Raw genomic sequence first — 13,262 nt, forward strand, 5'->3', positions numbered from 1 at the left:
TCAGAGCAGCTTGCTGATCCGCAGCGCGGCCACGCGCGGCGGTGGCGCGAACGAATCGCTGCGCGCGTCTTCCCAGTACTGCTGGAACACCGCGTGCTCAGGTATGCCCTGCAGCAGCGCGCCCGGTTCGAGGAAGTTGTAGATCGCGGCGAGCGAACGGACTTCCGTTGGCGAAATGCGCCGCAGGATGTGCTCAGGGCCGAGTTCGCCGGGATGCTTCAGCCCCGACGCGCAGATGAGGTCGCGCAGCGCCTTGAGCGTGTTGTCGTGGAAATTTGCGACGCGCGTGGATTTGTCCGGCACGTCCAGGCCTTTCCAGCGTTTCGGATCCTGCGTGGCGACGCCCGTCGGGCAACGGTCGGTGTGGCAGCTCTGCGACTGGATGCAGCCGATAGCGAACATGTAGCCGCGCGCGGCATTGCACCAGTCCGCGCCCATCGCCATGGTCTTGGCGATGTCGAAACCGCTGATCACGCGCCCGGCTGCCCCGATGCGGATGCGGTCGCGCAGGCCGAGGCCGACCAGGGTGTTGTGCACCAGCATCAACGCCTCGTGCATCGGCACGCCGACGTGGTCGATGAATTCGGCGGGTGCCGCGCCGGTGCCGCCTTCCGCGCCGTCCACCACGATGAAGTCGGGCAGCACGCCGGTTTCGTGCATGGCCTTCGCGATGCCGAACCATTCCCATGGATGGCCGATCGCAAGCTTGAAACCCGTCGGCTTGCCGCCCGACAGGTTGCGCAGCCTGTCCACGAATTCGAGCAGTCCCTTTGGCGTATCGAACGTGGAATGGCGTGCGGGCGACACGCAGTCGACACCGACCGGAACGCCCCGCGTCGCCGCGATCTCCGGGGTCACCTTCGCACCGGGCAGCACGCCGCCGTGGCCGGGCTTCGCGCCCTGCGAGAGCTTGACCTCGATCAGCTTGACCTGCGGGTCGGACGCCGCCGCGGCGAACTTCTCCTCGCTGAAACTGCCGTCATCGTTGCGGCAGCCGAAATAGCCGGACGCGACTTCCCACACCAGGTCGCCGCCGAACTCGCGGTGGTAGGGCGAGATCGAGCCCTCGCCGGTGTCGTGATAGAAGTTGCCGAGCTTGGCGCCCTTGTTGAGCGCGCGGATCGCATTCGCCGACAGCGACCCGAAGCTCATGGCGGAGATGTTGAACACGCTGGCCGAATACGGCTTCGCGCGATGCTCGCCGACCATGACGCGGAAGTCGTGCGTCATGTATTCCGACGGCGCCAGCGAATGGTTGATCCATTCGTACTGGGTGCCGTAGATGTCCTGCAACGTACCGAAGGGGCGCGTATCGAGCACCGATTTCGACCGCTGGTATGCAAGCGCGCGCTCCTGCCGCGAGAACGGCACCTCGGCGGTGTCGGCCTCGATGAAGTACTGCCGCATCTCCGGGCCGATCGCTTCCAGCCCGTAGCGGAAATGCGCGAGCAGCGGATAGTTGTGGCGAAGCGCGCTGCGCGTCTGCAGCAGGTCGACGGTGCCGAGCACCGCGAACGGCAACAGGAGCGCGACGATGATCGCGCCTTCGTGCACCACCACGAACCAGCCCAGGGCGATCAGCGTCGCCGCCACGACGGCGATATAGAGCGAGTAGCGCATGCGGCCTCCTTGTCGCGCCGAGGATACCCGTCGGCGCGGACGCCGCCGTGTTCGGTCATTCCGTGGCGATGGACGCGTACCAGGCGGCGTAGGGCGTATTGCGCGCGAGCCGGCGGTTGAGGTCCGGGCTGCCGTCGTCCCACCAGACCTCGCCGCGCTCGCCCAGCGCGATCTTGGCCGCATGGACACGCTGGCGTGCGCGCTTCTCGCCGACGCCGTCGCCCGACTCCAGCGCGCGCCGCACGTCGCGCCGCGCACGCATCAGCGCGCGCGTGTGGCAATCGCGTTCGTCGTCGGACAGCGAAGGATCGGCGCGCCGCCACAGGCGGCCGCGAACGACGATGTAGCGACCGTCCGGCGTCACCGGCACGGGCGAAGCAGGCTGCACCATGGCGGCAGCCTGCCCGTGCACGGGTCGATGCCGTGTCGTTACCGTGCCGTCGCTACTGGATCAGGTCGACCTGCCGCGTCGCCGTGTACCAGAGCAGGCCGAAATGGCCGTAGGTGTACGTGTAGCTGGCGTTCTCGTTCCAGATCGACGACGAATGCACGCCGTTCACCGTGCACACGCCGCCGTAGCAGACCACCTCGTCGGCGTAGGACTTGATCGAATACATGCGCGTGCCGAAGCGCTGGCCGTACAGCCCGTTGAGCAGCGGACTGGACACCGACAGCCCGTAGTAGCCGCACGTCGACGTGGCGACGTTGAACGGGTACGTGCCGCACGACCACAACCCGCGGAACGCGCCGGCGATACCGACGAACGCATCGACCCGCGACGCTAGCCCGTTGCGATAGATCTCGCGCGCGGCGAGCGTGGCGCCCATCGAGTGGCCGATTACGTCGATCCTGCCGGTGCACGATGCGGCCGCCGCGTTCACCAGCGCATCGACCACCGGGGTTTCCTCGCTGCCCTGGTGATCGTTGCAGGCCGCGCAGGTCTTGCTGCCCCAGCTGGGGCGGAAGATCTGCGACGACGCGTAGCCGCGCGCGATCAGCTCGTTGTACGTGGCGTTGAAGTCCGATGGCGAGCCGGTGTTGCCGTGCACCAGTACGACGGCGTCGCGGCACACGGCCTGCGCGCCGTTGGCGAAGAGAATGAGGAACGCGATCGCGAGGATCCTGCCAGCCCGGTGCATGTCGACTCCCTGGGAGTTGGCGGCACGGCGCCGCGCATCGCACTCCGAAGTGCAAGTTATGGATATGCGCACCGCACGCCTGCTGTACGAAAGGGAATGACGCGCCGCGTCATGACGGACGGTCGAGGCGCCCCCGTCGCGTCGCCTCGACCGCGCCCGCACTACCCTCGGGCTCCCGCCACGAGGCAGCCCGATGGCCGCGTCCGCCGCTGTTGGCGAAACCACCCCGAACAAAGCCGCCGCGATTTTCGCGACCGTCGACGCCGCCCGTGCCGCTGCGGACAGCGTGCGCAACGCGACCGGCATGCCGGCGCCGAACGTGCGCACGGTCGACGCATCGACGCGACATCCCGGGCGCGCGCTGGAGCCCGAATCGCGCGGCATTTTCCAGGTGATGCTTCGTGCGCACGCGGCGTTGGCGGCAGGCGGTTTCGTCGCCGGTCTGCTGCTGTACTGGCTGCTGTATCGCAACGGCGTCGGCTTCGTGGTCAACGCGCCGATAGCGGCCGCGGGCGCGATCGTGTTCCTGTGCACCATGGGCGGGCTGATGCTCGGTGGCCTGGCGACGCTGCGACCCGACCACGACGCCTACGTGATGTCCGTTCTCGAAGCCTGCCGCGACGGACGCGCCGCGGTCGTCATCCATGGCCGCTCACCGGCCGAGCGCGACGCGGCGGTCGAAGTGCTGCGTGCCGCTGGCGGAGAGGTCGTGCAGACGTTCTAGCCCCGCCCATCCCGGGTCGACCCTCCGGCGGGCTCATCCGCGCCGGGTCCGAATCGCGCCTGCGCCACGTCACCGGCAGGACTTGATCCCGATCAAGTCCGCATCGTGGGCGATACCGACAATTCCGCCATGACTCGCGAACTCCTTCACGGAACGCCCGCCCATGGCTGACCCCACTGCCCCGCCCGCGGCTCGGCCGCCCACGTCGGCGACCGGCTACAACGACCACGTCGTCGTCCAGTTCTCGCTCGCCACGGTGCTGTGGGGCATCGTCGGCATGGCCGTGGGCGCCTTCATCGCCGCGCAGCTCTACTGGCCCGACATCGGCCACGGCATTCCGTGGCTCAGCTACGGACGCCTGCGACCGCTGCACACCAACGCGGTGATCTTCGCGTTCGGGGGCTCCGCGCTGATGGCCACGAGCCTGCACGTGGTGCAACGCACCTGCGGCGTGCGACTGATCTCTGACAGGCTTGCCGCATTCGTGTTCTGGGGCTGGCAGGCGGTGATCGTGTCGGCCGCGATCACGCTGCCGATGGGCCTGACACAGGGTAAGGAATACGCCGAACTCGAATGGCCGATCGACCTGTTGATCGCCATCGTCTGGGTGTCGTACGGGGTGCTGTTCTTCGGCACCATCATGAAGCGCAAGACGCCGCACATCTACGTCGCCAACTGGTTCTACGGCAGTTTCATCATCGCGGTCGCGCTGCTGCACATCGTCAACAACATCGCGATTCCGGCGGGCGCGTTCAAGTCCTACAGCGTGTACAGCGGCACCGTCGACGCGATGGTGCAGTGGTGGTACGGCCACAACGCGGTGGGTTTCTTCCTGACCGCCGGCTTCCTCGGAATGATGTACTACTTCGTTCCGAAGCAGGCGCAGCGGCCGATCTATTCGTACCGATTGTCGATCGTGCACTTCTGGGCGTTGATCGCCGTGTACATGTGGGCCGGCCCGCACCACCTGCAGTACACCGCGTTGCCCGACTGGGCGCAGTCGCTCGGCATGGTGTTCTCGCTGATCCTGCTCGCGCCGTCGTGGGGCGGCGCCATCAACGGCATCATGACGCTGTCGGGCGTGTGGCATAAGTTGCGCACCGACCCGATCCTCAAGTTCCTGATCGTCTCGCTCAGCTTCTACATGATGAGCACGTTCGAGGGGCCGATGATGTCGATCAAGACGGTCAACTCGCTCTCGCACTACACCGACTGGACGATCGGCCACGTGCACGCCGGCGCGCTCGGCTGGGTGGCGATGATCAGCGTCGCGTCGGCTCGATCTACTCGATGCTGCCGAAACTTGTCGGCGCCGAGCGCATGTATTCGACGAAGGCGATCGACACGCACTTCTGGCTGCACACCATCGGCGTGGTGCTCTACATCGTCGCGATGTGGATCGCCGGCGTGACGCAGGGCCTGATGTGGCGCGCGACCAATCCCGACGGAACGCTGACCTACAGCTTCGTCGAAGCGCTCAACGCGACGTATCCCTACTACCTGATCCGCCTCGGCGGCGGCGTGATCGTGCTCGGCGGCATGTTCCTGATGGCCTGGAACGTGCTGAAGACGCTCGCGGTCGGCCGCGCGACCGTCGCAGTGCCGGCATTGCAGCCGGCCCGCGCCTGAGGAGCCGCAATGACTAACAACGCACACGAGAAGATCGAGAAGAACATCGGACTGATGGCGATGCTGATCGCAGTGGCGGTGTCGTTCGGCGGCCTCGCCGAAATCGTCCCGCTGATGCACCAGGCCGAAGCGATCAAGCCATTGCCCGGCGTGAAACCGTATCCCGCACTGCAGCTCGCAGGCCGCGACGTCTACATCCGCGAGGGTTGCTACAACTGCCACTCGCAGATGGTGCGCACGCTGCGCTTCGAGACCGAGCGCTACGGCCACTACTCGCTCGCCGGCGAGTCGGTGTACGACCACCCGTTCCAGTGGGGCTCCAAGCGCACGGGGCCGGATCTCGCACGCGTCGGCGGCCGCTATTCGGACGACTGGCACCGCGTGCACCTCGAGAATCCGCGCGACGTCGTGCCCGAGTCGAACATGCCCGCGTTCCCGTGGCTTGCAACCAACACGGTCGACGGCGCCGACATCACGGCGCACATGAAGGCGCTGCGCGCGATCGGCGATCCGTACACCGATGCCGACATCGCAGGTGCATCGCAGGCGGTTTCGGGCAAGAGCGAGATGGACGCGGTCGTCGCCTATCTGCAGGGCCTGGGCAAGAACGCACCGAGGGGAGGCTGAGCATGGTCGCAGGCATCGTCACCGCCATCCTGCTGGTGCTCTTCATCGGCGGCTGGATCTGGGCCTGGCGGCCCGCGCGCAAGCCCGAGTTCGACGCCGCGGCGCGGCTCCCGCTTACCGATTTCGAGGAGACGCAGCGATGAGTGAGGGCTGGTCGTGGTACGTCATCGCACTGGTCGTGCTGAATATCGTGGGCTGCGCGTGGCTGCTGTGGTGGACGTCGCGCCGTCGCCCCGGCGACCCGAAGCCGACCGACACCAGCCATGTGTGGGACGACGACCTCACCGAGTACAACAAGCCGCTGCCCAAGTGGTGGATCAACCTCTTCTACATCACGATCATCTTCTCGATCGGCTACATGGTGTGGTTCGGCGGATTCGGCGCGCTCAAGGGCTACAGCGGCTGGACGTCGAAGGGCGAACACGCGCTGCAGAAGTCCGCCGAGGACGCCAAGCTCAACGAAGCCTTCGCCAACTTCGCCGGCAAGCCCATCGACGCGATCGCAAACGATCCGCATGCGGTGTCGATCGGCCACTCGATCTTCGCGAACACATGCTCGGGCTGCCACGGCTCGTCGGCGCGCGGTGCGATCGGCTATCCCAACCTCACCGACGACATCTGGCACTGGGGCGGGACGCCCGATCGCGTGTTGCAGACCGTGCTGGACGGCCGCGATGGCGTGATGCCGCCGTGGGGCAAGGTGCTGACCGGCATGGGCGGGCCGAACGCGGTCGATTACGTCGCGAGCTACGTGCAGTCCCTATCCGACCCGAACGGCCTGCAGAACAACTTCATGGCCGCGCAGGGCAAGTCGCTGTACGACGGTGTCTGCGTCGCGTGCCACGGACCGGATGGCAAGGGCAACAAGGACATGGGTGCCCCCGACCTCACCGACGACTACTGGTTGTACGGTGGCGACCGCGCGCAGATCGTCGCCACGATCACCAACGGCCGACACGGCGTGATGCCGGCGCATCGCGAACTGCTCGGCGACACGCGCGCCCGGCTCGTGGCCGCTTACGTGTGGTCGCTGTCGCATCCGCCCACGCGCGTAGCGGCGAAGTAGGAACGCGCGATGAGCACCTCGCCCGCGTTCGACCATCCACCGCGTCCGATGGCGCAGCGCGTCGGCGCCATTCTCTGGCCGAGCTTCTTCGCCGCAGGCGTGGCGACGATGGTGTTCTTCGCGCACGTCGATCCACTGGTGCTGCGTGACATCACGTTCCCGCAACTGCCGATCACGCGCGAAGTCGGCTACACGCTCGGCTTCTTCACGTTCTGGCTGGCGACCTCGGCGTCGAGCCTGTTCACCTGGATCCTGCTGAGGCCTGCGAGCCGGTTCAACCGTCCGCTGCCCGATGACGTGTGATGACGCGCGCCATTCCGCTTGAAGTGATCGACGAACCGGGCGGCCTCTACGTCAGCGAACGCAAGGTCTATCCGCGTTCGGTGTCGGGCCCGCTCGCGCGGCTGCGCGTCGTGGCCGTCGTCTGGCTGCTCGGCATGTTCTACGTGTTTCCGTGGCTGCGCTGGGATGGCCGGCAGGCAGTGCTGTTCGACCTGCCCGCCCGCAAGTTCTACGTGTTCGGACTGACATTCTGGCCGCAGGACTTCCTCTTCCTGGCGCTGCTGCTGATCGTCGCCGCACTTGCGATGTTCTTCTTCACCGCGCTCGGTGGCCGCCTCTGGTGCGGCTATGCCTGCCCGCAGACGGTGTGGACCGAAACGTTCCTGTGGATGGAGAAGTGGACCGAGGGCGACCGCGCCAAGCGCATCAAGCTCGATGCCGGCCCGTGGACGCGCGAGAAGATGCTGCGCAAGGGCGCGAAGCACGTGCTGTGGGCGGTGTTCGCGCTGTGGACCGGCTTTACCTTCGTCGGCTTCTTCACGCCGATCACCGACCTCGCCGCGCGTCTGCACCCGTTCGCGTGGGGCGGCTGGGAAACGTTCTGGGTGCTGTTCTACGCCATCGCAACCTGGGGCAACGCCGGCTTCCTGCGCGAACAGGTGTGCAAGTACATGTGCCCGTATGCGCGCTTCCAGAGCGCGATGTTCGACCGCAACACACTGCTCATCGCCTATGACCCGATGCGGGGGGAGCCGCGCGGCCCGCGCAAGCGCGGCCTGCCGAGCGTGTTCGAGCGCGCGCGTGGCCTGCTCGACAAGGCGCTCGCCTACGACTACGTGTTCCGCGCGGCGCAGCACCCCACGGCCGCCGCAGCCGCGACCGGCGCGAGCGGCACGATCACCTTTGCGGGCGCCGGCGTGGTCGCCGAGCCTCTGCCGAAGTTTGCACCCGAGGAGCTCGGCGACTGCATCGACTGCACGATCTGCGTGCAGGTCTGCCCGACCGGCATCGACATCCGCAACGGCCTGCAATACGAATGCATCGCCTGCGGCGCCTGCGTCGATGCCTGCAATGACGTCATGGCCAGGATGGGTTACCCCGACGGGCTTATCCGCTACACCACACAGAACGCACTCGACGGGCGCGCCACGCGCGTCATTCGTCCGCGCATCCTCGTCTACGGTGCCCTCCTTCTCGCACTCACGGTCGGCTGGACGTGGGGCGTCACGCATCGCGCGACACTGACCGTCGAGGCGATCCGCGATCGCAACGCGCTCTACCGTCCGGTCGTCGACGGCATCGACAACGGCTACACGCTCAAGCTCGCCAACAAGACCGACCGCCCGCAGCGCTATCGCATCAGCCTGGACGGTGCACCGACCGGTCTGCAACTGCGTGGCGTAGCGAACGCCGTCGAGGTACCGGCGCAGGCCGTCGTGCCCATCGAAGTGATCGTGCATGCACCACCGACCGCGACTGGCCGCCGCACGCTGCGTTTCGTCGTCGAATCGGCCGACGGCACGAGCCGGCAAACGGTCGACAGCAGCTTCTTCGGGCCCATGTGATGGACGACCACGAATCTCTCTTGCGCAACCCTGTGATGTGGCTGGTGATCGGCTTGCCCGTGGTGTCGATGATTTTCGGTATCGGTCTGGTTGTCATCGCGAATGTCGATTCCGACGACGCCATCGCCGACAAGGTCGACCGCACCGCGCAGATGCAAACGGCCGACCTCGGGCCGGATGCGTACGCCACCAGGCACAAGTTGAGCGCGGTCGTTCGCTTCGGCGGGGGTGCGGTCGAGGTGATCCCGGTCAACGGCGACTTCGACCGCCGCAAGCCGATGACGCTGCGGCTTCTGCACCCCGCGCATTCGGCCGGCGACGCGACGCTGACACTGCAACCGTCAGCGGACGGTTGGCACGTCATGCACGCGGTGGATGCATCGAGCGAATGGAACGTACGGCTCGAACCACTGGACGGCCGGTGGCGCATCGGCGGCCGCCTGCCCAAGGGCCAGAAAGCCGTGCTGCTCGCGCCGGCACTCGCGGGCGGCGACTGACATGGACATGCGCGTCGCTCCGGCCGAATCGAGCGCCGCTGCCGGATGCTGGCACTGCGGGGAACCACTGCCCGACGCGCCGGCATACCGTCGTCTCGACGACGCGACACGCGCGTTCTGCTGCGACGGCTGCGCGGCGGCAGCGCAATGGATCCGCGACGCGCACCTCGACGACTACTACCGCCTGCGCACTGAACACGCCTCGCGCGTCGGAACGGAGCCGCCGGATTTCGCCGTGTGGGATCGCGACGACGTGGTCGCAGGCCACGTAAGCGACGTCGGCGGCCTGCGCGAAATCACCGTGGTCACCGACGGCATGCGCTGCGCGGCGTGCGCGTGGCTCATCGACCGCGCACTGTCCAATGAAGTCGGCGTGCGCGATGTCGGCGCCAACGCCATCACCGGCCGCATCCGCCTGACATGGGATCCGGCCGTCACCGTCCTGTCGGCGCCATTGCAGCGACTCGCATTGCTCGGCTATCGGCCTTACCTCGCCGGTGGAACCGTCGACGAGGACACGCGCCGCCGTGCCCGCAACCGTTCGCTGCTGCGCATCGGCCTCGCCAGCCTCGGCGCCATGCAGGCGATGATGTTCGGCGAGGCGCTGTATCTCGACACCTCCGGCAGCATGGCGATCGCGACGCGCGACTTCCTGCGCTGGATCACGTTCCTCGTTTCGACGCCCGTCGTGTTCTACGCCGGCTGGCCGTTCCTCGAAGGCGCGTGGCGCGAGCTGTGGCATCGCCGCCTCGGCATGGATGTGCTGGTGGCCACGTCGACGCTTCTGGCCTATGCCGCCAGCGTGCTCGAAACCGTACGCGGCGGCCCGCATGTCTGGTACGACGCCGCGGTGATGTTCGTGTTCCTGCTGCTGGTCGCGCGCACGCTCGAGGAGCGCGCGCGTGCCGCAGCGAACGCGCAGGTCGACGCGCTCGCCCGCGCACGCCCGGTGCTCGCGACGCGCGAAGTCGGCGATGGAGAGCGCGAAACGATTGCCGCCGCCGCGCTTTGCGTGGGTGACGTCGCGTGCGTCGCTGCCGGCGAGCCGGCACCGGCGGACGGCGTGTTGCTCGACGACGGCGCGCGTTTCGAGGAAGCCTTGCTCACCGGCGAGCCACACCCCGTCGCACACCGCAGCGGCGACATGATCTACGCCGGCACGCTGTGCCGCGACCGCGCGGCTCGCATGCGTGTGAGCCGCACGGGTACCGACACGCGCCTGTCCGAGCTAACGCGACTGGTCGAACAGGCGCAGGCGCATCGTCCGCAGCTCGCGCGGGTCGCCGACCGCATCGCCGGCGTGTTCGTGGTCGCGATGCTGATCGTTGCCGCCGCCACGTTCGTTGCGTGGCGGGTGCACGACGCGTCGCGCGCGCTCGACGTCACCCTCGCCGTGCTGGCGATTTCCTGCCCGTGCGCGTTGTCACTTTCGATACCCGCCGCGCTCGCCGCCGCGCATGGCGGCCTCGCACGCATCGGCATGTTGGCGACGCGCCCGGACGCGCTCCATCGCCTGGCACGAGCGAACGACATCGTCTTCGACAAGACGGGGACACTCACCGTCGGCGCCCCTCAGCGCATGCGCGTCGAGACGTTCGGCCTCGACGACGCGAGCGCACTGCGCATCGCCGCTGCGCTCGAACGGGGATCCACACATCCTCTCGCCGCGGCTTTCGCCGATATCGATGCGCCCGCCGCTGCGCAGGTGCGCGTGGTCGCTGCGGGTGGGCTGGAAGGCGTCGTCGACGGTCGCCACTGGCGCATCGGTCGTGCCGACTTCGCTGCAGGTCGCCCGGACGACGGCGCGCTATGGCTGGGCGACGGCGCGACCGCGGCAGCGCGCTTCGAGATCGATGAAGCGCTTCGCGACGACGCGGCTGCGGCCGTGCGTGCACTTCGCGGGCAGGGCCTGCGCGTTCACCTCGCAAGCGGCGACGCGCGCGAACGCGTCGAAGCCATCGCCACGCGGCTGTCGATCGACTCCGCGCACGCCCGGCAGACACCGGAAGACAAGCTCGCGTACGCGCGCGAGCTGCAGCGCAAGGGCCGCATCGTCGCGATGGTCGGCGACGGCCTCAACGACGCGCCCGTACTCGCCGGCGCCGATGTGTCGATCGCGATCGGCAGCGGCGCTGCGCTCGCGCAGCGCGCGGCGGACTTCGTGCTCACGGGCAATTCGTTGTCGCGCCTGGCGCAGGCGGTGAACCTCGCGCGCCGCACGCGCACGGTGGTGCGACAGAACCTCGGCTGGGCGCTCGCCTACAACGTGCTCGCATTGCCAGCGGCGGTGACGGGCCACGTCGCGCCGTGGCTGGCGGCACTCGGCATGAGCCTGTCGTCACTCGCAGTAACGCTCAACGCATTGCGACTCGCCCGGAGGCCTGCGTGACGATCCTTCTGCTGCTCATTCCGCTGAGCCTCATGCTGCTCGGCGTCGCAGTGGCCGCGTTCTGGTGGGCGGTGACGCGCGGCCAGTTCGACGACCTCGACACACCCGCCATCGACATCCTCCGCGACGATCCGCCCAAACCCGACTGACATGGAGCTCGCCTGGCTCACGCTGGCATCCGCATTGCTGACGGGACTCGTCGGCAGCGGCCACTGCGCGGTGATGTGCGGCGGCATCGCGACCGGTTTCCCCGCGATGGCGCCGCGCGGCGGTTGGCGTTACGTCGTCGAGCCCAACGTCGGCCGCGTGATCGGCTATGCGATGGCGGGTGCGATTGCCGGCGGGCTGGGACACGCGATAGTCAGCGTCGCGGCGTTGCCGGAATTGCGCATCGCGTTGCGCGTGGCGACCGGCCTCGTGCTGCTCGTCGTCGGCCTGCGCCTGTGGCGCGGCACGGCTTCAACGTCGCCCTATTCCACGCTCGGCAATGGCATGTGGCGATTGCTGAAGCCACTGCAACGACGCCTGCTGCCCGCGTCGACGTCGACGCGTCGACTTGCGCTCGGCGCGTTGTGGGGCTGGCTGCCATGCGGACTCAGCACCACACTCCTGGCCGCCGCATGGCTGCAGGCGAGCGCGCTCGGCGGCGCGACCACGATGGCCGCGTTCGGCCTGGGCACGTTGCCGGTGATGCTGCCGCTCACATGGTCAGGCCAGCGGCTCGGGCAACGCCTGCTTCGCGGACGCGCACGTGAAGTCGCGGGCCTCGTCGTCGCAACGGCCGGTGCATTGACGATCGCCGCGCCGTGGCTGGTGATGTCGATGCCTAACCTGCATGGCCCGCTCGCAGCGCTGGGTTGCGTCTCGTCCGCCTGATCAGGCGCGCTGGCGCGCCCGAGGGTCGATCGCGCCGCCCTCGCCACCGTGCGCGAGCCGTTCGAGTTCGGCGGCGTCGAGGATCTCCACCTTGCGGCCGTGCACGGCGATCACGTTGTCGTCCTGCAGGCGCGTGAACCCGCGGCTGACCGTTTCCAGCGCCAGTCCGAGGAACCGCGCGATGTCCTCGCGACTCATCGGCAGGCGCAGGCGATCGGTTGCTTCGCCGATCGTGCGCAGGCGTTCGATCAGGCCGTGCAGGAACAACGCGATGCGTTCGTTCGCCTGGCGTCGCGCGAGGATTTCGAGATGGTCCTGGTCGCGACCCACGCTCTGCCCGATGATGCGCATCAACTGGCGTTGCAGCGCGGGCACATGCGACGCCACGTCGCCGAGTTCGTCGAACGGAACCTCGCAGACATTGGCGAGCGTCAGCGCGACGGCTTCGCAGCGATGCGTTCCGGAGCCCAGCGCATCGAGACCGATCAACTCGCCCGGCAGATGGAAGCCGATGACGCGCTCCTCGCCCTCCTCGCTCACCACGACCGTCTTGAATGCGCCATCGCGGGCGACGTAGACCGCGCCCATGCGATCACCCTGCCGGAACAGCCGCTCGCCCGCTTCGACCGGACGCTTGCGACGCACGATCTCCTCGAGCTGCTGCAGGTCCTCACGCCCGATGCCCGCAGGCAGGCAGAGCTGCTGCAGCGAGCATTGCGCGCAGCCGCGACGAAGGGTGACGAGATCGATGGCGCGCTCGGCCATGTCGCGATGAATCCGCGGCGGGGATTGGATGTCCCAGCTTAACGGCTGGCGGCGCTGCCGGCGTTGCCCCTTCGGGAAACCGT

At 67.9% G+C, this 13,262-nt stretch carries 14 protein-coding genes and 1 pseudogene; 11 read left to right on the forward strand and 4 right to left on the reverse strand.

The genetic code is table 11. The features are described from left to right. From ACKTTN_RS09535 to ACKTTN_RS09545, 3 genes are read right to left on the reverse strand one after another with little or no spacing between them, the layout of a single operon-like run. Nucleotides 1–1,620 (reverse strand): FMN-binding glutamate synthase family protein, encoded by a 1,620-nt coding sequence (locus ACKTTN_RS09535; RefSeq protein WP_407909611.1) that lies wholly within the window; start codon nt 1,618–1,620, stop codon nt 1–3. Between the two features lie 55 nt (nt 1,621–1,675). Continuing rightward, entirely contained in the window at nt 1,676–2,011 is a 336-nt protein-coding gene (locus ACKTTN_RS09540; protein WP_407909612.1) for a hypothetical protein, read from the reverse strand. 52 nt (nt 2,012–2,063) lie between these two features. Further along, complete coding sequence (locus tag ACKTTN_RS09545; RefSeq protein WP_407909613.1) at nt 2,064–2,759, reverse strand: alpha/beta fold hydrolase; 696 nt, start codon at nt 2,757–2,759, stop codon at nt 2,064–2,066. Between the two features lie 193 nt (nt 2,760–2,952). On the opposite strand from ACKTTN_RS09545, the gene ACKTTN_RS09550 reads away from it, so the two are divergent. The 11 genes and pseudogenes from ACKTTN_RS09550 to ACKTTN_RS09600 all read left to right on the forward strand — a co-directional run bounded on the left by ACKTTN_RS09550 (nt 2,953) and on the right by ACKTTN_RS09600 (nt 12,414). Next, on the forward strand, nt 2,953–3,483 hold the full coding sequence (locus ACKTTN_RS09550; RefSeq protein ID WP_407909614.1) for a hypothetical protein: 531 nt from the start codon (nt 2,953–2,955) through the stop codon (nt 3,481–3,483). Nucleotides 3,484–3,646: 163 nt separating this feature from the next. Further along, nucleotides 3,647–5,112, forward strand: a pseudogene (ccoN, locus tag ACKTTN_RS09555) (cytochrome-c oxidase, cbb3-type subunit I). A gap of 9 nt (nt 5,113–5,121) precedes the next feature. Beyond that, nucleotides 5,122–5,739, forward strand: a complete 618-nt coding sequence (gene ccoO, locus ACKTTN_RS09560; RefSeq protein WP_407909615.1) for a cytochrome-c oxidase, cbb3-type subunit II — start codon at nt 5,122–5,124, stop codon at nt 5,737–5,739. A gap of 2 nt (nt 5,740–5,741) precedes the next feature. Beyond that, a complete protein-coding gene (locus ACKTTN_RS09565) occupies nt 5,742–5,882 on the forward strand; it encodes a cbb3-type cytochrome oxidase subunit 3 (protein WP_407909616.1) in 141 nt (46 codons plus the stop codon). Further along, the gene (gene ccoP, locus ACKTTN_RS09570) at nt 5,879–6,805 is read left to right on the forward strand and encodes a cytochrome-c oxidase, cbb3-type subunit III (protein WP_407909617.1); all 927 of its coding nucleotides are present in this window, start codon (nt 5,879–5,881) and stop codon (nt 6,803–6,805) included. The genes ACKTTN_RS09565 and ccoP overlap by 4 nt, the downstream gene beginning before the upstream one ends. Nucleotides 6,806–6,814: 9 nt before the next feature. Then, nucleotides 6,815–7,108 (forward strand): hypothetical protein, encoded by a 294-nt coding sequence (locus ACKTTN_RS09575; RefSeq protein ID WP_407909618.1) that lies wholly within the window; start codon nt 6,815–6,817, stop codon nt 7,106–7,108. After that, the gene (locus ACKTTN_RS09580; protein WP_407909619.1) at nt 7,108–8,652 is read left to right on the forward strand and encodes a 4Fe-4S dicluster domain-containing protein; all 1,545 of its coding nucleotides are present in this window, start codon (nt 7,108–7,110) and stop codon (nt 8,650–8,652) included. Before ACKTTN_RS09575 ends, ACKTTN_RS09580 begins: the two co-directional genes overlap by 1 nt. Further along, a complete protein-coding gene (locus ACKTTN_RS09585; protein ID WP_407909620.1) occupies nt 8,652–9,149 on the forward strand; it encodes a FixH family protein in 498 nt (165 codons plus the stop codon). The genes ACKTTN_RS09580 and ACKTTN_RS09585 overlap by 1 nt, the downstream gene beginning before the upstream one ends. A gap of 1 nt (nt 9,150) precedes the next feature. Next, nucleotides 9,151–11,538 (forward strand): heavy metal translocating P-type ATPase, encoded by a 2,388-nt coding sequence (locus ACKTTN_RS09590; RefSeq protein ID WP_407909621.1) that lies wholly within the window; start codon nt 9,151–9,153, stop codon nt 11,536–11,538. Continuing rightward, a complete protein-coding gene (gene ccoS, locus ACKTTN_RS09595) occupies nt 11,535–11,687 on the forward strand; it encodes a cbb3-type cytochrome oxidase assembly protein CcoS (protein ID WP_407909622.1) in 153 nt (50 codons plus the stop codon). Before ACKTTN_RS09590 ends, ccoS begins: the two co-directional genes overlap by 4 nt. A 1-nt stretch (nt 11,688) precedes the next feature. Continuing rightward, the gene (locus ACKTTN_RS09600; protein ID WP_407909623.1) at nt 11,689–12,414 is read left to right on the forward strand and encodes a sulfite exporter TauE/SafE family protein; all 726 of its coding nucleotides are present in this window, start codon (nt 11,689–11,691) and stop codon (nt 12,412–12,414) included. Here ACKTTN_RS09600 and ACKTTN_RS09605 read toward each other — a convergent pair whose 3' ends face one another. Further along, nucleotides 12,415–13,179, reverse strand: coding sequence for a helix-turn-helix domain-containing protein (locus ACKTTN_RS09605; protein ID WP_407909624.1), 765 nt, complete (start codon nt 13,177–13,179; stop codon nt 12,415–12,417). Nucleotides 13,180–13,262: the final 83 nt, after the last annotated feature.

This window comes from Lysobacter claricitrinus, assembly GCF_045866565.1.
Lineage (GTDB): Bacteria > Pseudomonadota > Gammaproteobacteria > Xanthomonadales > Xanthomonadaceae > Cognatilysobacter > Cognatilysobacter claricitrinus.